The organism is Brevundimonas sp. NPDC055311, from assembly GCF_053645695.1.
The window spans coordinates 1,066,025-1,089,193 of record NZ_JBSHMV010000001.1; the positions used below are offsets into that span (position 1 = coordinate 1,066,025).

At 68.2% G+C, this 23,169-nt stretch carries 17 protein-coding genes and 2 pseudogenes; 9 read left to right on the forward strand and 10 right to left on the reverse strand.

Annotated elements, in window-relative coordinates; all coding sequences use genetic code 11:
- Positions 1-60: 60 nt before the first annotated feature.
- Both ACWIDZ_RS05180 and ACWIDZ_RS05185 read right to left on the reverse strand, forming a co-directional pair.
- A complete protein-coding gene (locus ACWIDZ_RS05180; protein ID WP_453989150.1) occupies positions 61-345 on the reverse strand; it encodes a helix-turn-helix domain-containing protein in 285 nt (94 codons plus the stop codon).
- Positions 340-654 (reverse strand): annotated as a pseudogene (locus ACWIDZ_RS05185) (response regulator); the annotation flags it as partial. The gene ACWIDZ_RS05180 and the pseudogene ACWIDZ_RS05185, both read right to left, overlap by 6 nt.
- Between ACWIDZ_RS05185 and ACWIDZ_RS05190 the strand changes: the two are divergent.
- From ACWIDZ_RS05190 to ACWIDZ_RS05205, 4 genes and pseudogenes are all read left to right on the forward strand, one after another.
- A pseudogene (locus ACWIDZ_RS05190) lies at positions 542-787 on the forward strand (hypothetical protein); the annotation flags it as partial. The pseudogenes ACWIDZ_RS05185 and ACWIDZ_RS05190 overlap by 113 nt on opposite strands.
- Positions 788-857: 70 nt before the next feature.
- On the forward strand, positions 858-2,201 hold the full coding sequence (locus tag ACWIDZ_RS05195; protein ID WP_453989044.1) for a DcaP family trimeric outer membrane transporter: 1,344 nt from the start codon (positions 858-860) through the stop codon (positions 2,199-2,201).
- Between the two features lie 35 nt (positions 2,202-2,236).
- Positions 2,237-4,174, forward strand: coding sequence for an acetate--CoA ligase (gene acs / locus ACWIDZ_RS05200; RefSeq protein WP_453989045.1), 1,938 nt, complete (start codon positions 2,237-2,239; stop codon positions 4,172-4,174).
- Between the two features lie 207 nt (positions 4,175-4,381).
- On the forward strand, positions 4,382-5,440 hold the full coding sequence (locus tag ACWIDZ_RS05205) for a CaiB/BaiF CoA transferase family protein (RefSeq protein ID WP_453989046.1): 1,059 nt from the start codon (positions 4,382-4,384) through the stop codon (positions 5,438-5,440).
- Between the two features lie 148 nt (positions 5,441-5,588).
- Here ACWIDZ_RS05205 and ACWIDZ_RS05210 read toward each other — a convergent pair whose 3' ends face one another.
- The gene (locus tag ACWIDZ_RS05210; protein ID WP_291779489.1) at positions 5,589-7,169 is read right to left on the reverse strand and encodes a bifunctional GNAT family N-acetyltransferase/carbon-nitrogen hydrolase family protein; all 1,581 of its coding nucleotides are present in this window, start codon (positions 7,167-7,169) and stop codon (positions 5,589-5,591) included.
- Between the two features lie 80 nt (positions 7,170-7,249).
- Between ACWIDZ_RS05210 and ACWIDZ_RS05215 the strand changes: the two genes are divergently transcribed.
- The 4 genes from ACWIDZ_RS05215 to alaS all read left to right on the forward strand — a co-directional run bounded on the left by ACWIDZ_RS05215 (position 7,250) and on the right by alaS (position 13,920).
- The gene (locus ACWIDZ_RS05215; RefSeq protein WP_453989047.1) at positions 7,250-8,767 is read left to right on the forward strand and encodes a CYTH and CHAD domain-containing protein; all 1,518 of its coding nucleotides are present in this window, start codon (positions 7,250-7,252) and stop codon (positions 8,765-8,767) included.
- Between the two features lie 169 nt (positions 8,768-8,936).
- The gene (gene recA / locus ACWIDZ_RS05220) at positions 8,937-10,016 is read left to right on the forward strand and encodes a recombinase RecA (protein WP_291779483.1); all 1,080 of its coding nucleotides are present in this window, start codon (positions 8,937-8,939) and stop codon (positions 10,014-10,016) included.
- Positions 10,017-10,514: 498 nt separating this feature from the next.
- A complete protein-coding gene (rraA, locus tag ACWIDZ_RS05225) occupies positions 10,515-10,997 on the forward strand; it encodes a ribonuclease E activity regulator RraA (protein WP_453989048.1) in 483 nt (160 codons plus the stop codon).
- Positions 10,998-11,274: 277 nt separating this feature from the next.
- Positions 11,275-13,920, forward strand: coding sequence for an alanine--tRNA ligase (gene alaS, locus ACWIDZ_RS05230; RefSeq protein WP_453989049.1), 2,646 nt, complete (start codon positions 11,275-11,277; stop codon positions 13,918-13,920).
- A gap of 212 nt (positions 13,921-14,132) precedes the next feature.
- Here alaS and ACWIDZ_RS05235 read toward each other — a convergent pair whose 3' ends face one another.
- Positions 14,133-14,684 (reverse strand): DUF2939 domain-containing protein, encoded by a 552-nt coding sequence (locus ACWIDZ_RS05235; RefSeq protein ID WP_453989051.1) that lies wholly within the window; start codon positions 14,682-14,684, stop codon positions 14,133-14,135.
- A gap of 392 nt (positions 14,685-15,076) precedes the next feature.
- On the reverse strand, positions 15,077-16,297 hold the full coding sequence (locus tag ACWIDZ_RS05240) for an NADP-dependent isocitrate dehydrogenase (RefSeq protein ID WP_291779469.1): 1,221 nt from the start codon (positions 16,295-16,297) through the stop codon (positions 15,077-15,079).
- Positions 16,298-16,484: 187 nt separating this feature from the next.
- Here ACWIDZ_RS05240 and ACWIDZ_RS05245 point away from each other — a divergent pair, with 187 nt between their 5' ends.
- Positions 16,485-17,609: a DUF1176 domain-containing protein gene (locus tag ACWIDZ_RS05245; protein WP_453989052.1), complete on the forward strand. Its 1,125-nt coding sequence runs from the start codon at positions 16,485-16,487 to the stop codon at positions 17,607-17,609.
- A gap of 81 nt (positions 17,610-17,690) precedes the next feature.
- On the opposite strand, the gene ACWIDZ_RS05250 is transcribed toward ACWIDZ_RS05245, so the two are convergent.
- From ACWIDZ_RS05250 to ACWIDZ_RS05270, 5 genes are all read right to left on the reverse strand, one after another.
- Positions 17,691-19,487: a DUF885 domain-containing protein gene (locus tag ACWIDZ_RS05250; protein WP_453989053.1), complete on the reverse strand. Its 1,797-nt coding sequence runs from the start codon at positions 19,485-19,487 to the stop codon at positions 17,691-17,693.
- A 92-nt stretch (positions 19,488-19,579) separates the two neighbouring features.
- Positions 19,580-21,415: a DUF885 domain-containing protein gene (locus ACWIDZ_RS05255; protein WP_453989054.1), complete on the reverse strand. Its 1,836-nt coding sequence runs from the start codon at positions 21,413-21,415 to the stop codon at positions 19,580-19,582.
- Between the two features lie 90 nt (positions 21,416-21,505).
- Positions 21,506-21,748, reverse strand: a complete 243-nt coding sequence (locus ACWIDZ_RS05260) for a hypothetical protein (RefSeq protein ID WP_291779457.1) — start codon at positions 21,746-21,748, stop codon at positions 21,506-21,508.
- 5 nt (positions 21,749-21,753) lie between these two features.
- Complete coding sequence (gene fghA, locus ACWIDZ_RS05265) at positions 21,754-22,587, reverse strand: S-formylglutathione hydrolase (RefSeq protein WP_453989055.1); 834 nt, start codon at positions 22,585-22,587, stop codon at positions 21,754-21,756.
- Between the two features lie 17 nt (positions 22,588-22,604).
- A complete protein-coding gene (locus ACWIDZ_RS05270; protein ID WP_453989056.1) occupies positions 22,605-23,159 on the reverse strand; it encodes a hypothetical protein in 555 nt (184 codons plus the stop codon).
- Between the last annotated feature and the right edge of the window lie 10 nt (positions 23,160-23,169).

Consider the following 23,169-nt stretch of genomic DNA (forward strand, 5'->3'; position numbering starts at 1 on the left):
CCCGACTTCGGCCTGACGGCCTCAGCCACCCTCCCCATAAAGGGGAGGGAGAAAGCGTGCCTAGAGATCCAGCGACTGCGCCAGGATCACCGCCTGGGTCCGGTTCTGCACGCCCAGCTTGCGGAAGACGCTCGTCAGGTGCGCCTTGATCGTCGCCTCGGTGACGCCCAGATCGAAGGCGATCTGCTTGTTCAGCCGCCCGACCTTCAGCCCCTCCAGAATCCGCAGCTGCGACGGCGTCAGACTGGCGATGCGGGCTTGCAGGTCGGCCTCTTCCTCGCTCGCCGCCTCGACCTCGGGCGCCCAGGTCTCGCCTTCGAGAACGGCCCGGATCGCCTCGACCATTTCGGGCAGGGCGGCCGATTTGGGGATGAAGCCCGCCGCCCCCAGCGCCAGGGCGCGGCGGATGGTCGGCGCCTCTTCACTGGCCGAGACCACGGCGACCGGCACGGCCGGATGATCGGCGCGGATCAGGGTCAGGCCCGCCATGCCGTCCACGTCCGACAGCTTCAGGTCCAGCAGCAGCAGGTCCGTCGCCGCCGCGCCCAGGGCGGCCTGCGCCTCGGCCAGGCTGGCGCATTCGACGATCTGCGCGCCTTCGGACGCCTTTTCGACAGCCGACTTCAACGCCGCGCGAAACAGGGGATGGTCGTCGGCGACGACGATGCGGTCCATGGGCGTCCTTCCCGCGCGCGGTTCTTGTTCATCCGGCCGCGTCGCGACGACACCATGCCGCGCCTCGACTTTGGTCGAAACTAGACGAATGGCTAATGGCCGCAAACCCTGACCGAGCGGAATGCTGCCGTCCTGAGGCCTGCGACAGACGGGCCCGGAACAACGGTCTGGGAGGACCTCGCATGGGAAGCTGCCGTCTGTTCGGCGGCGCGGCTGCGGCCGCGTTGCTGCTTGTCCCCGGCGCCGCACTGGCTCAAGAGGCCAGCGCCGCCCTGGAAGCCCGTATCGCCCAGCTCGAAGCCGAGCTGAACAGCCTGAAGTCCGAAGTCGCCGCCTCTCGCACCCAGCAGACGTCGCAGGCCCAGGACATCATCCGTCTGGAGACGCGTCCGGCGCCGGCGCCTGTCTCCGCGCCGACGCCGCCTTCGGACGGCTTCCGCATCGGCGACCACACGGTGAAGTTCGGCGGCTTCATCAAGACCGACTTCACGGCGTCGAAATATTCCGGCGGCGACCCCGCCAACGGCGATCCCTTGCGCGACTATCACCTGCCCGGCGCCATCCCGGTCGGCGGGGCCGACGAGGACGTCGCCACCGACTTCAACGCCCGCCAGACCCGCTTCTGGCTGACCACCGACGGCGTGGTCGGCGGCCGCAAGATCGGCACGCGGCTGGAGATGGACTTCCAGACCCTGCCCGGCTCGGGCGACCAGCGCACGACCAGCGGCTCCAACCCCGCCCTGCGACGCGCCTTCGTCACCATCGACAACTGGCTGATCGGTCAGGAGTGGACCAACTTCCAGAACACCGCCGTCCTGCCGGAATCGGCGGACTTCGTCGGCGCGGCCGAAGGCACGGTCTTCGCCCGTCAGGCACAGGTCCGCTACACGCGCGGCCCCTTCTCCATCGCACTGGAGAACCCCGAGACGACCGTCACCCCCTTCGGCGGCGGCGCGCGGATCATCGCCGACGACAACAGCCTGCCCGACCTGACCGCCCGCTACGCGCTGAGCCGTCCGTGGGGCGCGGTCCAGTTGTCCGGCCTGGTGCGTCAGCTGAAGTATCAGAACCCGGCGACCGACATCGATTCCACCGCCACGGGCTGGGGCCTGTCGGCCTCGGCGCTATTCAAGGTCGGGGCGCAGGACGACATCCGCCTGATGCTGACCGGCGGCGAAGGCATCGGCCGCTATGTCGGGCTGAACTTCTCCAACGACGCCGTGCTGGACGCCTCGGGCGAGCTGGAGGCCATCGGCGTGGTCGCGGGCTTCGCCGCCTATCGCCACGTCTGGGCGCCGGGCTGGCGCTCCAGCCTGATCTGGTCCACGCAGAAGGTCGACAACGACGTCGCCCTGACCGGCGCGGCCGCCAACCGCTCGGCCCAGAGCCTTCACGCCAATCTGATCTGGTCCCCGGTTGCGGCGTTTGATGTCGGCGCCGAGGTGATGTTCGCTGATCGCAAACTCGAGTCAGGGCTGGACGGCGACATGACCCGTCTGATCCTGTTCGCCAAATACGGCTTCTAAAGCCGAAGAAGAAAAAGACCCTGGAGGAAAATCGCGTGTCTGATCCGGAAATCTATCCCGTCCCCGCCGAACTGGCCGCCCGCGCCCACATGGACCGCGCCGGCTATGAAGCGGCCCGGATTCAGGCGCGAGAGACCCCTGGCGCCTTCTGGGCTACGCAGGCCGAGCGGCTGGACTGGATGACCTTTCCGACCAAGATCAAGGACGTCTCCTTCAAGAAGGAAGACTTCCGCATCCGCTGGTTCGAGGACGGGGTGCTGAACGCCTCGGTCAACTGCATCGACCGCCACCTGCCCGCCCGCAGGGACGAGGTCGCCATCATCTGGGAAGGCGACGAACCGACCGACAGCGAAGCCATCACCTTCGGCCAACTTCATGACCGTGTGTGCCGCCTGGCGAACGTGCTGAAGGCCAACGGCGTCAAGAAGGGCGACCGCGTCACCATCTATCTGCCGATGATCCCCGAAGCGGCCTACGCCATGCTGGCCTGCGGCCGCATCGGCGCCGTGCATTCGGTCATCTTCGGCGGCTTCTCGCCCGACAGCATCGCCGGGCGGATCGAGGACTGCGAATCCACCTTCGTCATCACCGCCGACGAAGGCTGCCGGGCGGGCAAGCGCGTGCCGCTGAAGGCCAATGTCGACAAGGCGCTGGAAAAGGTCGCGGGCGTGAAGACCGTGGTGGTCCTGCGCCACACCGGCGCCGACATCCCCATGGTCGAGGGCCGCGACCTGGACTGGGGCGTCGAGACGGAAAAGGCCTCGCCCGACTGCGCGCCCGAGCCGATGAAGGCCGAAGATCCGCTGTTCATCCTCTACACCTCGGGCTCGACGGGTAAGCCCAAGGGCGTGCTGCACACCACCGGCGGCTATCTGTTCTGGGCCAGCTATACGCATGAACTGGTGTTCGACTACCGCCCCGGCGAGGTCTTCTGGTGCACCGCCGACGTGGGTTGGGTCACGGGCCACACCTATGTCGTCTACGGTGCCCTGGCCAATGCGGCGACCAGCCTGATGTTCGAGGGCGTGCCCAACTACCCCACCGTCAGCCGCTTCTGGGAGGTGGTGGACAAGCATCAGGTCAATATCTTCTACACCGCCCCCACGGCCCTGCGCGCCCTGATGCGCGAGGGCGACGCCCCGGTGAAGGCGTCCAGCCGCAAATCCTTGCGCCTGCTCGGCACCGTCGGCGAGCCGATCAACCCCGAGGCCTGGCGCTGGTATCATGAGGTCGTCGGCGAGGGCCGCCTGCCCATCGTCGACACCTGGTGGCAGACCGAGACGGGCGGCGCCCTGATCTCGCCCCTGCCCGGCGCGACCGACCTGAAGCCCGGCTCGGCGACCAAGCCCCTGCCCGGCGTCGAGCTGCAGATCGTCGACGCCGACGGCGCGGTTCTGGAGGGCGCGACCGAGGGCAATCTGTGCATCACCGACAGCTGGCCGGGCCAGATGCGGACGGTCTATGGCGACGACCAGCGCTTCTTCGAGACCTATTTCTCGACCTATCCGGGCAAGTATTTCACCGGCGACGGCTGCCGCCGCGACGAGGACGGCTATTACTGGATCACCGGCCGGGTCGATGACGTCATCAACGTCTCGGGCCACCGCATGGGCACGGCCGAGGTCGAGAGCGCGCTGGTCCTGCACGACGACGTGGCCGAGGCCGCCGTCGTCGGCTTCCCCCACGACATCAAGGGCCAGGGCATCTACGCCTATGTCACCCTGAACAAGGGGGTCGAGGCCACCGAAGACCTGCGCAAGGCCCTGATCGCCCAGGTCCGCGAGGAGATCGGCCCCATCGCCGCGCCGGACGTGATCCAGTGGGCGCCGGGCCTGCCCAAGACCCGCTCGGGCAAGATCATGCGGCGCATCCTGCGCAAGATCGCCGAGAACGAACTGGGCGCCCTGGGCGACACCTCGACGCTGGCCGATCCGTCGGTCGTGGACGATCTGGTGAAGAACCGAGCGGCGTAACCATCCAAATCCGCTCATCCCGGCGGACGCCGGGACCCAGTAAGAGCGACGCGCGCCGCGCCAACCAGCATGGTCGCGCCCCTTGGCCAAAGCACTGGGCCCCGGCGTCCGCCGGGGTGAGCGGTACATCATTCAGCTCCCCCCGAAGTGGCGGTCCCGCACAGCGCAAGCTGGACGGGGCCGCCCGCCTCGGCTTGAGTGGCGGGCATGAGCGGAACTCTCGACGGCCTGACCATCATCGAAATCGGCGGCATCGGCCCCGCCCCCTTCTGCGGCATGATGCTGGCCGATCATGGGGCCGAGGTGGTGCTGGTCCACCGCCCCGGCGCCGCACCCGACCTGCGCGATCCCCTGAACCGCAGCCGCGCCCGTCTGGTCGAGGCCGACCTGAAGACGCCCGAGGGCGCCGCCCTGATCCGCGATCTGGCGCGCACCGCCGACGGCCTGATCGAGGGCTTCCGCCCCGGCGTGATGGAGCGCTTGGGTCTCGGCCCCGACGCGCTGTTGACCGACAATCCCAGGCTGGTTTACGGCCGCATGACCGGCTGGGGTCAGGACGGACCGCTGGCCCCGGCGCCGGGCCACGACATCGACTACATCGCCGTCTCGGGCGCCCTGCACGCCTTCGGCCGAGCGGGCGAGAAGCCGACCCCGCCGATCAACATGGTGGGCGATTTCGGCGGCGGCGGGATGCTGCTGGCCTTCGGCATGGTTGCCGGCCTGCTCAAGGCCCAGCGCATCGGACGCGGCGACGTCATCGACTGCGCCATGACCGACGGCTCCTCCCTGCTGATGAGCATGATCTGGGGCTTCCGCCAGAACCTGCCTGCACCCTTGCCGCCCAGTCTGGCCTGGCGCGACGAGCGCGGCGTCAACCTGCTCGACACCGGCGCGCCGTTCTACGAGGTCTATGAGACGAAGGACGGCAAATACGTCGCCGTCGGCGCCATCGAACCGGCCTTCTACATCGCCCTGATGCGGCTGACGGGACTGGGGAACGACCCCGACTTCGCCATGCCGTTCGACCCAGACCAATGGCCAAGGCTGAAGGACAAGCTGGCCGCCGTCTTCCGCACCCGCACCCGCGACGACTGGTGCAGCGATCCCGACGCCCAAGCCGCCTGCGTCGCCCCCGTCCTGTCCATGACCGAGGCGCCCGACCACCCGCACAACCGCGCTCGCGACGCCTTCGTCACGGCGCAGGGCGTGGTGCAGCCCGCGCCCGCGCCCCGGTTCCGGGACAGCCCGGCGAGGCGGCCAGAATAGAAGGCGGGTCACGAAATCCCCCGCTCACCCCGGCGGACGCCGGGGCCCAGTGCTTTGGCCTCAAACGCGCGACCTGAATACGCAAGTCCTGTGCGCGCCGCTCTTACTGGATCCCGGCGTCCGCCGGGATGAGCGGTAAGAGAGACTGTCACCCCCCGTCCGTCCACACCGTCTTGTAGAGGTCGAACCGCCGATCGCGCAGGTTCCGCACCGTCCCCTGCGCCTTGGCCCAGGCCAGGTCGGACAGGTCCAGGTCCGCCACCGTCACCGTCTCGACGTTCTCGCTGGCCTCGGCCGCCACCCCGTCGCGCGCGAACGGAAAGTCGCACGGCGTCAGGATGCACGACTGCGCATACTGGATGTCCATGTTCTCGACGTTGGGCAGGTTGCCGACATTGCCCGACAGGACGACGTAGCACTGGTTCTCGATGGCCCGCGCCTGCGAGCAGTAGCGCACCCGCAGATACCCCTGCCGGTTGTCGGTGCAGAAGGGGGTGAACAGGATGCGCGCCCCCTCGTCCGCCAGACGCCGCGCCAGTTCCGGGAACTCGGAATCATAGCAGATCATCACCCCGATCGGCCCGCAGTCGGTCGGGATGGCGTGGACCCGGTCGCCGCCCTTGATGTTCCACCAGTGGCGCTCGTTCGGGGTCGGGTGGATCTTCTCCTGCTCATGCACCGAGCCGTCGCGCAGGAAGACATAGGCGACATTCTGGATCTCGCCGTCCTCGGTCCGCGTCGGGTGCGAGCCGCCGATGATGTTGACGTTGTAGCCGACCGCCAGTTCACGCATCGCCTCGACGAAGCGCGGCGTGTAGCGGGTCAGGGCCTCGATCGATTCCGCAGGCGTCAGCTTCTTCGTCTCCAGCGACAGCAGCTGAAGCGTGAACAGCTCGGGGAAGACCACGAAGTCGGCGCGATAGTCCGACCCCACGTCGACGAAATATTCGACGTTGTCCATGAACTCGCCGAAGCTCTCGACCTTGCGCATCTGCAGCTGGACGGTGGCGACGCGCACCGTCTCCTTGACCGCAAAGGCCGCCCCCTTGCCCGTCGCCTCGACATAGTAGGGGTTGCGCCAGACCCAGCGCGCCGCATGGCCCAGCGACGCCTTGTCCGACGGCAGGTAGTTCAGCAGCACCCCCGCCGGCTCGAACCCCGAGCGCTGATGAAAGGCCATGATCGGGTCCTTCACCTTGCGGTCGCGCACCGCCTCGACATAGGCGTTCGGGTCGGGATAGGCGGCGCGGCGGCGCGCCAGCCCCGGCATCCGCCCGCCGAAGACCACGCCCTTCAGGTTCTGCGCCTCGCACAGGTCGCGGCGCGCGTCATACAGGCGCTGGCCGATGCGCAGGCGGCGCCGGGCGGGGTCGACGCAGACCTCCATGCCGTACAGCCACTCGCCCTCGGGATCGTGCCGCGCGCCGTAGCCGCCGCCGGTGATCTGGTCCCAGGTGTGCGGCCCCATGGCCGAAGCCTCGTCGATGCGGAAGCTGGCGGCGTAGCCGACGATCTCGCCCTCGAACTCGACCACGAACTGGCCGTCGGGATAGGTGGCGATCTGGCCGCGCAGCATCCCGGCCGTATAGGGCGGCATGTCCTTGTAGACCCGCGCCACCAGGGCGTTGATCCCGGCGACGTCGCCCATGCGGGCGTTGCGGATGGTCAGGACGGCGGGCTTGGCCGGTTCGGCGGTCTGGGTGGTTTGGGCGGTCTGAAGATCAGTCATGCACTCCCTAACGCTCGAGCTTGGCCGTTGGATCATTTCATCGTCTTGGACCGGCATGAGGATAGGCGCACAATGGCGTCATGTCCGGCATGACGCAGGAAATCGAACTGAAATTTCGGCTGGGGCCGGGCGCCGCCGCCCGTCTGGCCGCCCACCCGGCCCTGGCGGGCGAGGACAGCGTGCAGACCCTGCGCTCTGTCTATTTCGACACGCCCGACCAGGTGTTGCGGCGCGCCGGCTGGGGGTTGCGAGTACGCGCCACGGGACGCGGCTTCGTCCAGACCCTGAAGGGCCAGACCGGCGGCGACGTCCTCAACCGCGCCGAATGGGAGACGCCGGTCGCCGGCGAGGCGCTCGACTGGAAAGCGCTGAAGGCGACGCCCGCCGCCGCCCTGCTGAAGGGCCGCCGCCGCGCCCTGGCCCCCCGTTTCGCCAGCACGGTGCGCCGCCGCACCCGTCTGGTCGCCTTCGACGGCGCGGTGATCGAGGCCGCTTATGACGAGGGCGAACTGTCGGCGGGCGACCGCGTCGAACCCCTGCGCGAACTCGAACTGGAGCTGAAGGACGGCCCGCCCCAGGCCCTGTTCGCCCTGGCCCGGCGCCTGTCGGCCGACATCGCCCTGGTCCCCCTGTTCGAGAGCAAGGCCGAGCGCGGCTGGCGCCTGGCCGAAGGGCTTGAGCGCGCGCCCCGTTTCGCCCTCGTCGATCCCCTGCCCCGCGCCCTGAGCGCCGAAGCGGCCCTGCGCCGCACGGCCCTGGCCGCCCTGGGCCAGGTCTCGGCCAACGCCGAACTGCTGCGACGGGTGCGCCGTCCCGAGGCCCTGCACCAGCTGAGGGTGGGTCTGCGTCGCCTGCGCGCCGCCTTGTCCGTATTCAAACCCCTGCTGGGTCAGGACGCCGCCCCCGTCGTCGCCGCGCTGAAATGGCTGGCGCATGAGACCGACGCCGCGCGCGATCTGGACGTCTTCATCCGCGACGTCTTCCACCCCGCCGCGCTGGAGACGCCCGACCCCGACCTCGCTCCCCTGGGCCTGCGACTGCTGGCGGCCCGCAGCGGCGCCTACCGCCGGGCGATGGCGGCGATCGATTCGCCGCGCTACGCCGCCGCGATGTTCGAGGCTCTGGCCTGGATCGAGACCGGCGCCTGGCGCAGCGACCCCGATCCGGTGCGGACCTGGCGTCGACAGCGGCCTGTCGCCGACTTCGCCGCCGAGGCCCTGCAAAGGCTGAACCGACGCGTACGACGCGGCGGCCGCCGTCTCGACCGACTGGACGCCGCAGGGCGCCACCGCCTGCGCATCCGGGTCAAACGCCTGCGCTATGCCGCCGAGTTCTTCGCCGGCCTGTTCGACCATCCCCGCCGCGAGCGGCGTTTCCTCCAGGCGCTGGAGCGGGTGCAGGACGCCTTCGGCGCCCTCAACGACCTGGCCGTGGCGCGCGACCGCATCCCTGCAGAGGCCCGACTGACCTCGCCCGAGATCGCCTTCACCGCCGGGCGGCTGATCGGCCTCCGCGAACAGAGCGCCGTCGTCCTGCACGCCGCCTCAGGCCGCGCCTTCACCTGCCTGTCCCGCGTCCGACCCTACTGGCGCGGCTGATAGGTCACGACAAAATCGGTCGCATGGCGATGAATGTTCTCGTTCAGTTCACGAGAACATCTTGCGAACAAGAACAAACCGTGTCCATAGTCCGGCTCACCAAGGGAGCGGGTCCGTGGCGGGTCTCTCCCGAAGTCAGATGGGAATCATGGCAAGGGAGAGAAAACCAATGTCACAGGCGGCACTGAAGCTCGTGGGTAAAGAAGACGGCGACAAACAACGCGCTCTAGAGGCGGCGATCGCGCAGATCGATCGCGCCTTCGGCAAGGGCTCGGTCATGAAACTGGGCAAGGCCGGACAGGTGGCCGAGATCGAGAGCGTCTCGACCGGCTCGCTGGGCCTCGACCTGGCGCTCGGCATCGGCGGCCTGCCGGTCGGCCGGGTGATCGAGGTGTTCGGCCCCGAATCCTCGGGCAAGACGACCCTGGCCCTGCACACCGTGGCCGAGGTCCAGAAGAAGGGCGGCGTGGCCGCCTTCGTCGACGCCGAGCACGCGCTTGATCCCGTCTACGCCCAGAAGCTGGGCGTCAACCTCGACGACCTGCTGGTGTCGCAGCCCGACGCGGGCGAGCAAGCGCTGGAGATCGTCGACACCCTGGTGCGCTCGGGCGCCGTGGACATCGTGGTGGTCGACTCGGTCGCCGCCCTGACGCCGCGCGCCGAAATCGAGGGCGAAATGGGCGACAGCCTGCCCGGCCTTCAGGCCCGCCTGATGTCGCAGGCCCTGCGCAAGCTGACGGCCTCGATCTCCAAGTCCAAGTGCATCGTCCTGTTCATCAACCAGATCCGTCACAAGATCGGCGTCATGTACGGTTCGCCGGAAACGACGACGGGCGGCAATGCGCTGAAGTTCTACGCCTCGGTGCGCCTGGACATCCGCCGCACCGGCGCGATCAAGAACCGCGACGAGGTGGTCGGCAACACCACCCGCGTCAAGGTGGTCAAGAACAAGGTCGCCCCGCCGTTCCGCGAGGTCATCTTCGACATCATGTACGGCGAAGGCATCTCCAAGATCGGCGAGATCATCGACCTGGGGGTCAAGGCCAACATCATCGAGAAGTCCGGCTCCTGGTTCTCCTACGACTCCACCCGCATCGGTCAGGGCCGCGAGAACGCCAAGGAATTCTTGAAGAACAACCCCGACATGGCCCTCGCCATCGAGAAGGCGGTGCGCCAGTCCACGGCCAAGATCGCCGACGACATGCTGGGCGCCCCCGAACCCGACGAGGGCCAGGACCTGGAGGGCTGATCCGTCCCATCATCTGAACGCCGTCATCCTCGGGCTTGACCCGAGGATCCAGTCGGGAAACGCCCTCTTCCTTCTCCGCCCGGATCGCGCAGGCGGTCCGATCCTCGGGTCAAGCCCGAGGATGACGGCGGAAAGGGCGGGCCTTTCCTGATCGGCCAGAGCTTCTCCGTTCGCCGCTGCGCGACCCGCCTACCGACCCCGCGTGGCCGGTCGGACGGAGATCGGCCCGCCCGACCTGCTTCGGGCGGGCCTCTTTTTTGCCCGCTCAAGACGCCGCCCCCTCTCCCCGCTCATCCCGGCGGACGCCGGAATCCAGTGCTTTGGCTTCCAAGGCGCAGCGGTCAACAGATGGCGAGGCGCGGGCGTTCTTACTGGATCCCGGCATCCGCCGGGATGAGCGGAGATTGAGACACGCCGCCAACGCGTTTCTCCGCGCAACGGCCTTGTTCCCCATGGCTCCCAACGGGCAAGCTCCCCACAAAGAACCGGAGCCTCCCCATGACCTTCGCCACCGCCGACCTCTGCGACGCCCACACCGACGTGGTGAAGGTCTGCCAGACGCCTTTCCGCAGCTTCGGCCAGGTCGCGGCCTTTCACGGTCCGATCCGCACCCTCAGCGTGCTGGACGACAACGCCCTGGTCCGCCAGACGCTGGAGCGGCCCGGTCAGGGGGCCGTCCTGGTGGTCAACGGCGGCGGTTCGCTGAAGCGCGCCCTGGTCGGCGACAATCTGGCGAAGCTGGCCATCGACAACGGCTGGGCCGGGATCGTCGTCCACGGCGCCGTGCGCGACAGCGCTGACATCAACACCATGCACGTCGGCGTCAAAGCCCTGGGGACCATCCCTCTGCGCGCCGACCGCGACGCCATCGGCGAGATCGACATCCCCACCGCCTTCGGCGGCGTCATCTTCACGCCCGGCGACTGGCTCTACGCCGACGAAGACGGGGTCATCGTGTCGGCCGAGCGGTTGCACGACTAAGGCTCGCCTCCCCTCGTTCCGTCATCCTCGGGCTTGACCCGAGGATCGCGCGAGGCGGCGCGCGCCTCGGTCGCTATCGTCCCGCAGGCGGAGAGTCCGATCCTCGGGTCAAGCCCGAGGATGACGGTGAGCGGGACGGCCGACATGGTCCTGAACAACGAAAACGCCCGCCCGCGCCGCCCGCATCACGCCTCAGTGATGCACTCAGTGCAAATTCCCTATATGACGCCGGTTCCGACATTCCTCCCGCGCGCCCGAGTTCCAGAGCGATACGCCCATGACCAGCCTGAAGCAGATCCGTTCCACCTTCCTCGACTACTTCGCCGCCGACGGCCACGAGAAGGTGCAGTCGGCTCCGCTCGTGCCGCAGAACGACCCGACCCTGCTGTTCGTCAACGCGGGCATGGTGCCGTTCAAGGACTATTTCACCGGGGCGGCGACCGCGCCCTACAACCGCGCCACCAGCTCGCAGAAATGCGTGCGCGCCGGGGGCAAGCACAACGATCTAGACAACGTCGGCTACACCGCGCGTCACCACACCTTCTTTGAAATGCTGGGCAATTTCTCGTTCGGCGATTACTTCAAGGACCACGCCATCGAGCGCGCCTGGACCCTGCTGACCAAGGAGTTCGGCCTCGATCCCGCCCGCCTGCTGGTCACCGTCTATCACACCGACGACGAAGCCTTCGACATCTGGAAGAAGGTCACGGGCTTTGCGGATGAGAAGATCATCCGCATCCCCACCAACGACAACTTCTGGGCCATGGGCGACAGCGGCCCGTGCGGTCCGTGCACGGAAATCTTCTACGACCACGGCGACCACATCTTCGGCGGCCCTCCCGGTTCGCCGGACGAGGACGGCGACCGCTTCGTCGAGATCTGGAACAACGTCTTCATGCAGTTCGAGAAGGAGAACGACGAGATCGTTCGCGAACTGCCCAAGAAGTCGGTCGACACCGGCATGGGTCTGGAGCGCATCGCCGCCGTGCTCCAGGGCGTCCACTCCAACTATGAAGTGGACCTGTTCCGCAATCTGATCGCGGCCTCGGAAGAGCTGACCCACACCAAGGCCGAGGGCGAGCGCGCCCCGTCGCACCGGGTCATCGCCGACCACCTGCGTTCGACCGCCTTCCTGATCGCCGACGGCGTGACCCCCTCGAACGAGGGTCGGGGCTATGTCCTGCGCCGCATCATGCGCCGCGCCATGCGCCACGCCCACCTGCTGGGCGCGCAGGACCCGCTGATGCACCGTCTGGTGCCGACCCTGGTCGAGGAGATGGGCGAGGCCTATCCCGAACTGGGCCGCGCCCAGGCCTTCATCGAGGACACGCTGAAGCAGGAAGAGATCCGCTTCCGCACCACGCTCGGCCGCGGCATGAACCTGTTCGATCAGGCGACGGCCGACTTCAAGGCGGGCGACATGCTGGACGGCCAGACGGCCTTCACCCTGTACGACACCTACGGCTTCCCGCTGGACCTGACGCAGGACGAGGCCCGCCGTCGCGGCTTCAGCGTCAACGTCGACGGCTTCGAATCCGCCATGGCCGAGCAGCGCGACCGCTCGCGCGAGCACTGGAAGGGCTCGGGCCAGACGGCCTCGGCCGGCGCCTGGCTGGCGCTGCGCGACCAGCACGGCGGCACCGAATTCACCGGCTATGAGTCCGAGACCGGCGAAGGCAAGGTCATCGCCATCGTCAAGGAGGGCACCGAGGCTGCGTCCGCCGCGACCGGCGAGACGGTCGAGGTGCTGCTGGACAAAACCCCCTTCTACGGCGAAGGCGGCGGCCAGGCGGGCGACAAGGGCGCCTTCGTCTGGAGCGGCGGCGAAGGCCGCGTCCTGGACACCAAGAAGCACGGCGGCGACCTGCACGTTCACACCCTGGAAGTGACCCAGGGCTCGCTGGCCACCGGCGCGGTCGTGACCGCCACGGTCGAGGAAGGCTCGCGTCCGACCACCCGCGCCAACCACTCGGCCGCCCACCTGTTCCACGCCGCCGTCAAGAACGTCCTGGGCGCCCACGTCGCCCAGAAGGGCCAGATGGTCGACGCCGAACGGATGCGCTTCGACTTCAGCCACAACGCCCCGATGACGGACGAGGAGATCGCCCGCGTCGAGGACGAGGTGAACGCCGTCATCCGCCAGAACGTCCCGGTCACGACCGAACTGATGACGCCCGACGCCGCCATCGCGGCGGGCGCAGTGGCCCTGTTCGGCGAGAAATACGGCGACGAGGTCCGCGTCCTGACCATCGGCCGCGCCCTGAATGGTCCCGGCGCCTATTCGGTCGAACTGTGCGGCGGCACCCACGTCTTCCGCACCGGCGACATCGCCCTGTTCAAGATCGTCTCCGAAGGCGGCGTGGCCGCCGGCGTGCGCCGCGTCGAGGCCCTGACCGGCGAGGCGGCCCGCCGCTTCCTGCTGGATCAGGCCAATGTCGCGCGCCATCTGGCCCAGGGCTTCAAGATCCAGCCCGCCGAGGTTCCGGCCCGCGTCGAGGGCCTGCAGGCCTCAGTCAAGACGCTGGAGAAGCAGGTCGCGGACCTGAAGAAGCAGCTGGCCCTGGGCGGCGGCGCAGGCGCCAATGCCGCGCCCGAAGAGATCGGCGGGATCCAGCTGATCGCCCGCGTTCTGGACGGCGTCGACGGCAAGGGCCTGCGCGGCGTGGCCGAGGACTTCAAGAAGCAGCTCGGCTCGGGCGTCGTCGCCCTGGTCGGCGTCACCGACGGCAAGGCGGCCATCACCGTCGCCGCGACGCCGGACATGGCGGGCAAGGTCAATGCGGCCGACCTGGCCCGCGACGCCGTCATCGCCATGGGCGGCAAGGGCGCCGGCGGCAAGCCCGACTTCGCCCAGGGCGGCGCGCCCGACGGCTCCAAGGCCGAGGACGGCCTGAACGCCATCCGCGCCGCGCTGAAGGGCTGATCTTACCCTCTCCCAATGGGAGAGGGCTTGAGCCTCCAAGAGCGAAGCGATTGGCTAAGGCGAAAGGGTGAGGGTTCGCGGGTGAAGTCGGCCGAAGGGCGTCGCGCGACGACTGACGCCGACTGACAGGACAAGCCCCTCACCCTTTCGCGCCAGAATGATCGCTGCGCTCTCATGCGCTCAAGCCCTCTCCCGCCGGGAGAGGGACATCACTACTCCGGCGTCCCCAGATCAATCCCGGCCAGCTTCCAGCCGAACAGGTTGCGGCGCTTCATCAGCAGGGAGACCTGCTCGTCCGGCTGGTCGTCGCGGGTCAGGGTGACGGCGAAGGTGTCCAGGTCGCGATAGCCCCAGGACTGGCGCACGCGCTTGTTCTCGGACTTCGGCTCCTGAGGCTCCTGGCGCGTGATCTCCGGCTTGGGCGCGCGACCCTCCTGCACCATCATCGAGATGGCCTGCGGCGTGACGAAGGCGTCGACCGCCCCGCCGACAAGGGCCGGCGCCAACAGCATCCCCAGCCCAGACAAGCCGCTGTCGGCCAGGCGCCGGTCCTTGCGCATCTCGACCATCATGCGGGCGTTCAACTCGTCCTTGAGGCTGGCGCGGAAGGCGGGAAAGTCGACCTGGCGCTCCAGCGCCTTCTCGTCCCCCGTCCGGGCCGCCTGGATCAACGACCGCGCCGCCAGCAGGGGCGAGGCGGCGTAGGCGAGCACGAAGACGGCCCCCGCCGTCAGCCCCAGACGAATGATCAGCTTGCGGTTCATCGGCCCTCCCCTGCCTTACGAACGCGACGGGACGACGACGAAACGGCGCCAAAATCCCTAAACGGATTAGGGACATGGATCGCAGGCCGGTTCAATGCGTGTTTTCACCGGCTCCGTCCCGCCGTCCCCGACACCCCCGCGCCGTCATCCTCGGGCTTGACCCGAGGATCCAGTGCGGCGGCGCGCTCGACCTTGCCTATGTCCCGCACGCGGATGGCTAGATCCCCGGGTCAAGCCCGAGGATGACGGCGTGCTTGAGGGGAGCCAACGCGACAAGCGCACAACAAAAAGGCCCGCCGGATCGCTCCGGCGGGCCTTGATGTCTCAGCGGCATTCAGGCCGCGTCGGGTCGAGAAGGCGGAGCCTTCTGACCGCGGCCGACTAGAAAAGCCTTAGCCGATGCCCGGCAGGGCCTTCTTCAGGTTCTCGGACACCTTGTCCAGGAAGCCTTCGGTCGTCAGCCAGGACTGCTGATCGCCGACCAGCAGGGCTAGGTCCTTGGTCATGAAGCCCGACTCGACGGTCTCGACGACCACGCGCTCCAGCGTATCGGCGAACTCGGCCAGCTGGGCGTTGTCGTCCAGCTTGGCGCGGTGCTTGAAGCCGCGCGTCCAGGCGAAGATCGAGGCGATCGAGTTGGTCGAGGTGGCCTCGCCCTTCTGATGCTGGCGGTAGTGACGGGTGACGGTGCCGTGGGCGGCTTCCGTTTCCATGACCTTGCCGTCCGGCGTCATCAGCACCGAGGTCATCAGGCCCAGCGAGCCGAAGCCCTGCGCCACGATGTCCGACTGCACGTCGCCGTCGTAGTTCTTGCACGCCCAGACGAAGCCGCCCGACCACTTGATCGCGGCCGCGACCATGTCGTCGATCAGGCGGTGCTCATAGGTCAGGCCGCGCTTCTTGAATTCCTCGGCGTAGTCGGCGTCGAAGACTTCCTGGAAGATGTCCTTGAAGCGGCCGTCGTAGGCTTTGAGGATGGTGTTCTTGGTCGACAGATAGACCGGATAGTTGCGCTGCAGGCCATAGGCGAAGGAGGCGTGCGCGAAGTCGCGGATCGAGGAGTCGAGGTTGTACATGCCCATGGCGACGCCGGCGCCCGGCGACTTGTAGACCTCGTGCTCGATCACTTCGCCGTCGTCGCCGACGAACTTGATCGACAGGGTGCCGGCGCCCGGCATCAGGAAGTCGGTGGCCTTGTACTGGTCGCCGAAGGCGTGACGGCCGACGACGATCGGCTGGGTCCAGCCCGGCACCAGGCGCGGGACGTTCTTGCAGATGATCGGCTCGCGGAAGACCACGCCGCCCAGGATGTTGCGGATGGTGCCGTTCGGCGACTTCCACATCTTCTTCAGGCCGAATTCGGCGACGCGCGCCTCGTCCGGGGTGATGGTGGCGCACTTCACGCCGACGCCGTGCTTCTGGATGGCGTGGGCCGCGTCGATCGTGATCTGATCGTCGGTGGCGTCACGGCTTTCCATGCCGAGGTCGTAGTAGTCGAGTTCGAGGTCCAGATAGGGGAAGACCAGCTTGTCCTTGATCATCTGCCAGATGATCCGGGTCATTTCGTCGCCGTCGATGTCCACGATGGGATTGGCGACCTTGATCTTGGCCATGCTTACGCCTCTGTCTCTCAGGGAAGGAATTCGGTGCAGGCGGTATAGCGACCCCTGCGCGCGGGCGCAAAGGGGACGAAAGCCGCACGGCTCGAACCGAACCGCCGGAACGAAACCGCAGCTTGGCCGCTTGGCTTCTTCACGGCTACGCTTGGCGTCGCCGATCGATAAACGCATGGAACGCCTGATGTCGCTTCGCCGCCTGCGGTTCGCCGCCTCCGTCGCCCTTCTTCCTCTCGTCCTTGGCGCCTGCAAGGGCGGCGAGGCCGCCGCGACGCAGGACTCCCCGCCCGCGCCTCCTCCTGCTGAAGCAGCCGCCGCCTCGGTCCCCGCCGTTCAGATCGCCGCCAATCCGCCCAGCATGACGCGCGAGTTCCGCGACTGGACCGCGACCTGCGACAACACCAACCACTGCGTCGCCTTCGGACCGGGCGCGAACCAGATGGGCTTCGTCATGGTCGCCCTGGCGCCGGGGCCGGACGCCCGCCCGGTCGTCCACATGGGCGGCTGGGGCCTGGAGGACGGCGAGGGCTCCGTCTACGCCGAGATCGACGGGCGTCGCTATGCGGGTCGTAACGCGAAGATGGACGAGGAGGGCGACGTCGTCGCCTTCAACACCCCCTCGCCCCAGCTTCTGCACGATCTGGGCGGCGGCGCGGCCATGGCGCTGAGGCGCGGCGACCGGCAGATGAAGGTCAGCCTGGGCGGGGCCGCCGCCGCCTTCCTGTGGATCGACGAACGCCAGGGGCGGCTGGACACCACCACCGCCCTGATCCGGCGCGGCGAGCGCCCCGCCTCCGAGGTGCCGGCCGCTCCCGCCGCGCCGCGCGTGACCATCGCCCCCGCCGCGCCTCAGGACGGCCTGGTGCAGGACGACCTGTCGCCCGCCCTGCTGGCCCATCCCAAGGTCCAGGAATGCCTGGCCACGTCCCGCAAGGGCGAGCGGTTCGAGCCGGACGTCGTGGTGTCCCGCCTGGCCTCCGACAAGCTGTTGTGGAGCGTGCCCTGCGGCGAGGGCGCCTACAACTTCACCCAGGTCTACTTCATCACCCCGGCGGACGGGACTTCGCCTCAGCCGGTCGACTTCCCCACGGCCACGGGCAGCAACGATGAGCTGGTCAACAGCCGCTATGACCCCAAGAGCCGCACCCTGTCCGCCTTCGGCCGCGGACGCGGCATCGGCGACTGCGGCCGCATGGGAAGCTGGGCCTGGACCGGCGAACGCTTCGCCCTGCTGAACGAAAAGGCGATGCCGATCTGCACGGCCGTGCCGCAGGACCTGTGGCCGACCACCTGGCGCGCGGCGACCTGACAGACCGACGACGCCCGACAGGAAATCGGCCCGGACGCGCAAACGTCCGGGCCGTCTTTCGTTTCAGGGCTCAGCCGCGCGTCAGGCGCGCATACGCCCTTCCAGCACCGCCAGCGGCAGGGAGCCGCTGCCCAGCACCTTGTCGTGGAAGGCTCGCAGGTCGAAGCCGTCCTTGGCCTGCGCTTCCTCACGCAGGCGGGCGATGACGGTATGGCCGACCTTGTAGGCGCAGGCCTGCCCCGGCCAGACCGAGTAGCGATTGATCTCGCTGTTCGAGGCGTCCAGCGGCTTGGCGCCCGATGCCGCCATATATTCGACCGCCCGCTCACGGCTCCAGCGTTCGGAGTGGATGCCGGTGTCGACCACCAGACGCACCGCCCGGAACAGATAGGACATCAGGAAGCCGACCCGGCCCAGCGGATCGGCTGCATAGGCGTCCAGGTCGTTGGCCGCCACGGCCTCCGCGTACAGGGCCCAGCCCTCGTTGAAGGCCGAGAAGCCGCCGGCGCGGCGCCATTGCGGCAGTTCGCCCGACTCGCGCTGCAGGGCGACCTGCAGGTGGTGGCCCGGCGAGGCCTCGTGATAGGTCAGGGTCGGCAAGGCGAACTTCGGCCAGTTCCCGCTGTCGCGCAGGTTGATGTAGTAGGCGCCCGGACGCGAGCCATCCAGCGGCGGCCCCTGATAGTAGCCGCCCGGCGCGCCCGACTGGATCGATACCGGCACGCGACGGATTTCGACGTGGGTCTTGGGCAGACGGCCGAAGACGGTCGGCAGCTTCGGCTCAAGCGCGGCGACCTGTTCGTTCAGCCACTTCAGCAGCTCTTCCTTGCCCGCGTCGGTGTTGGGGAACAGTTGGGCGGGGTCCTTGTTCAGGGCCTGAACCCGCTCGCCGACCGTGCCCTGGGTATAGCCCTGCGACTTCAGGATGGCGTCGATCTCGGCCGAGATCTCGGCCACCTGCTCGACGCCCATGGCGTGGATTTCCTTGGCCGAGAGCGTGGTCGTGGTGTTCGACTTCAACCCGGCGGCGTAGAAGGCTTCGCCGTCCGGCAGGCGCCACACGCCCGCGTCGTGCACCGCCTTTGGACGGATCACTTCCAGCGCCTCGATCTGACGGGCCAGGGCCGGCTTGACCTTCTCGTCCACCAGGGCGGCGGCGCGCGCGTCATAACCCGACAGATTCAGCGCCCCGGCCTTGCGGACCAGCGACTTGATCATGGCCATGTCGGCGGCCGGAGTGTCGCGCAGGGTGCGGATTTGCGGCAGCATCCGGTCGATGATGAAGTCCGGCGGGATCACGCCTAGACCGGCGTCTTCCTGAACCTTGGCCGTCTCGCCGTCCAGCACGCCCGCAAAGGCCTCCAGGCGCGACAGGAAGGCGTCGGCGCCGGCCGCATCCTCGATGCGGTGCTGGTTGTCCATGAAGTCGGGCGTGGAGAAATAGGCGCCCGACAGCTGGGTCACGATATAGGGCGAGGGACGCCCCGGCCCCGAACCATAGTCGAAGCGCGCCGTCTCGGCCGACGTCTCGCGCCCGAAGGCGGCGATGGCGTAGTTCAACGCCCCGGCCTCGGACAGCCCCTTCTGATCGAACGCCTTCAGCTCGTCCCAGCGCCGGACCGCCTTTTCGCGATCCTTGCGGATGGCGTCGGGCCCCGCTTCGCTGAGCTTGGACGACAGGCCGGCGCGGGCGTCCTTGTCCAGGCCCAGGTTGGTGGCGCGTTCAGGCCTCTCGTCGATGTCGGCCTCGAACCAGCCGTCCAGCAAGGCGTTCAGGCGCGCATCGGCGTCGTTTGCGGCGGCGGCGCATTGGGCCAGCATGGGCGCTGCGGCCGCAGTCGCGGCGGCGCTCAGCAGAAGATTGCGGCGATTGATCATTCGGATACTCCCCCCAACAGAGCCGCGCCGCGCCGGGCGTTGCTCTCATCACACTCAATGACGGACCGGCGCGTCCGGGAAAGATCAGGCCGTCAGACCGGGGTCCAGGCGTTCATGGTCCGCTCCAGCACCGTCAGCGGCACGCCGCCGAGGTTCAGACCCGTGTCATGGAAGCCCTTGATGTCGAAGCGGCCGCCCAGACGCTTCTTGGCGTCCTCGCGCAGACGCACCCAGGTGGTGTGGCCGACCTTGTAGCTGGACGCCTGACCAGGCCAGACGCAGTAGCGCTCGACTTCGGTGGCGATGCTCGATTCCTGGTCGCCCAGGGTGTCGACCATGTAGCGGATGCCCTGCTCGCGGCTCCAGCGCTTGTGGTGAAGGCCGGAATCCACGACCAGGCGCGCGGCCCGGAACATCAGCGACTGCAGATAGCCGATCTGGCCGAAGGGATCGTTCTCATAGGCGCCGATCTCGTCCGCCAGCTGTTCGGCGTAAAGGCCCCAGCCCTCGGAATAGGCCGAGAAGCCCATGACCTTCATCAGCAGCGGCGTGTCCGGCTTCTCCTGCTGCAGGGCGATCTGGAAGTGGTGGCCCGGCACCGCCTCGTGATAGGTCAGGGTCGGCAGGGTCCATTTGGGCCATTCGGCCGTGTCGCGCAGATTGATGTAGTAGGCGCCCGGACGCGACCCATCCAGGGCCGGCGGCATGTAGTAGCCGCCCGGCGCTCCGGCCTCGATGGCCTTGGGCACGCGGCGGATGTCGCACGGCGACTTGGGCAGACGGCCGAAGTATTCCGGCATGCGCGCCTGGATGGCGACCATCTGCGCATTCAGTTCCTGGATCAGCTCATCCTTGGCTTCGTCCGTGTTCGGATAGACGAAGCGAGCATCCTCGCCGAGCGCGGCGACGCGGGCGCCCACCGAGCCCTGCGTCAGGCCTTGCGCCTTCAGCAGGGCGTCGGTGCGGGCCGAGATTTCAGCCACCTGCTCCAGCCCCATCTGGTGCACCTCGTCCGGCGTCATGGAGGAGGTGGTGTAGTATTTCAGCCCGAACCGGTAATAGGCCTCGCCGTCCGGCAGGCGCCAGACGCCGCCGTCGTGGGTCGCGTTCGGGCGCACGGTCTTGAAGGCGTCGGCCTGACGCTGGATGGCGGGATAGACCTCATTGGTCAGGATGGCCTCGGCCCGCGCGGCCCAGTCGCCGGAAATATCCTTCTCGGCCGTGCGGCGCGCCAGGGACTTGGTCATGACCGAGTCGGCGACAGCGGTGCCGGTGATGGCGTCCATCTGGGTCAGGGTGCGGTCGATGACGAAGTCCGGCGGCACGGCCCCGGCGGCGAACTCGGCCTGCATCCGCGCCCGCTCGGCGTCCATGCCCGCCGCGAATGCGGACAGGCGCGACAGATAGGCCTCGGCGTCGTCGGCCGTCTCGATCCGGTGCTGGCTGTCCAGGAAGTCCGGGATCTGCTGGTAGGCGCCGCCCAACTGGCTGACGGTGTAGGGCGAGGGCGAGAAGCCGCCGCCGTAGGGGAAGTCGTAGCCGGTCATCACCGTGTCGCCGAAGAACTCCAGCGTGTCGTAATAGACCTGATCCGCCGCGTTCAGCTGCCCCTGATCGATGGCCTTCACCGCCTTCATGGCGTCGACGAACTTGGCCTTGTCGGCGTCGATCTTGGCCTGAGAGCGATCGCTCAGCTTGAATCGGGCGTCGGCCTTCGGTCCCCGGTCCATGCCCAGCATGGTCAGCAGTTCCGGGTCCGACAGCAGCATCTCATCAGCGATGCGGTCCAGCAGGGCATGGAACGCCGTCGTTGCGGCGTTCGGTGCGGCTTGCGTCAAGGCTGTCGAGGCCAAGGCGCGAACCGGGCCGACGGCGGCCAGCGCGCCCCCGGCGGCGACCGACATCAACAGGCGGCGGCGATCCATCATAAGCTTCCTCCCAAAAGCGATGGTCGGGGATGCTAACGATGCAAGGGCCGCCCGCAAGGCTTGATCGTCGCCTTGCGGATTAAGTCTGAGTCATGCGCCCGGTCGGGGCGCGCCCACATGGGCCTTGATGCAGTCGCGCACGGCGCGCTTCAGGTCGCCCGGCGCGTTCGGCTCGTCCACGCCCTCGGCGGCGAAGACGGCGCGGACGGCCGCATCCAGCCCCTTGGGCAGGGCGGCGATGACTTTCTTCTGTCCCTTCTCATGCAGGCAGAAGCCGACCTGGGTGCACAGGTCGGCGAACATGGAGTCGAAATCGGGGGCGGCGTCGGTCATCACACTCAGGCTTTCAGCCGCTTGGCGTGGAAGGCCACATGGTCGTCCACGAAGCTGGCCATGAAAAAGTAGGAGTGGTCATAGCCCGGCTGCATCCTCAGGGTCAGCCCCTGCCCGGCCTTTTCCGCCGCCGCCTTCAGCAGTTCCGGCTTCAGCTGATCGATCAGGAAGGAATCCGCGTCGCCCTGATCCACCAGGATGTCGTCGAAAACGCCTTTCGCCGCCCCGCCTTCGATCAGCAGGGCCGCGTCATGTTTAGCCCATTCCGCCCGGTCCTCGCCCAGATAGGCGGAGAAAGCCTTCTCGCCCCACGGACAGCGCGTCGGCGACGAGATCGGCGCAAAGGCCGACACCGACTTGAACAGTTCGGGATGACGCAGCGCCAACGTCAGCGCCCCATGCCCGCCCATCGAATGGCCGAAGACAGAGCGCGTCTTCGTCGTCGGAAACTCCGCATCGATCAGCTCGATCAGCTCGCCCGTGACATAGCTCTCCATGCGGAAATGCGACGCCCACGGCGCCTGCGTCGCATCGACATAGAAGCCCGCGCCCTGGCCCAGATCATAGGCGGCGTCGTCCGCCACGCCTTCCCCGCGCGGCGAGGTGTCGGGCGCGACGATGATGACGCCGTGTTCGGCGGCGGCCTTGTAGGCCCCGGCCTTGGTGGTGAAGTTGTCCTCGGTGCAGGTCAGGCCCGACAGCCAGATCAGAACCGGGAACGGCCCCTCGCCCGCAGGAACAAAGACCGACAGCGTCATGGGCGTGCCCGTCGTCGCGCTGTCGTGCTTCAGATAGCGCAGCGTCCCGCCGTGAACGACGTGGCTCTTGACCGTTTCCATAAGACTCAAACTCCAGATCAGTCCGGCCAGACCGTGGCCATGAAGGCGTCGTCCAGTCGGCCGCCGTCCTTCGAGAAATGCGCATACCAGTCGCGCGGTATCGGCGGCTGGGCTCCGGCCGGCGCCGCGCCCCCGCCCCAGGCGTCGAAGCCGATGCCGACCAGCACCGGCCCCTTGCGCACGGCCGGGGCCGGCACGGCCTCGACTGCGGCGACTGCCGCCGCCAGCGTCTCCGGACTGGGCGCCGGTTCGCCCGTGACGACCCAGGCCTTCGACCGGCCGCCCGGCTTGACCATCACCAACACCATGCCCGAGGCGCCGGGCTGGACCGGGGCGGCGCGCACCGCCGTTTCCGCCGCCGCGCCCGCCGCCTGCAGATAGGGCGACAGAGTCGCCTCGTCCGCACGCTTCTTCATCACGTGGTCGGGCAGATAGAGAACCACGTCCTTGCGGACCCAGGCCTCGGCGGGCGCTCCGGCCTCGGGCGGCGCAGCGGGCCGATCTCCGCCTCGATCGCAGGCCGACAGGCTGAACGCCGTCAGCCCGACCAGAATCGCCGCCTTCGCCTTCATCGTCTCAGTC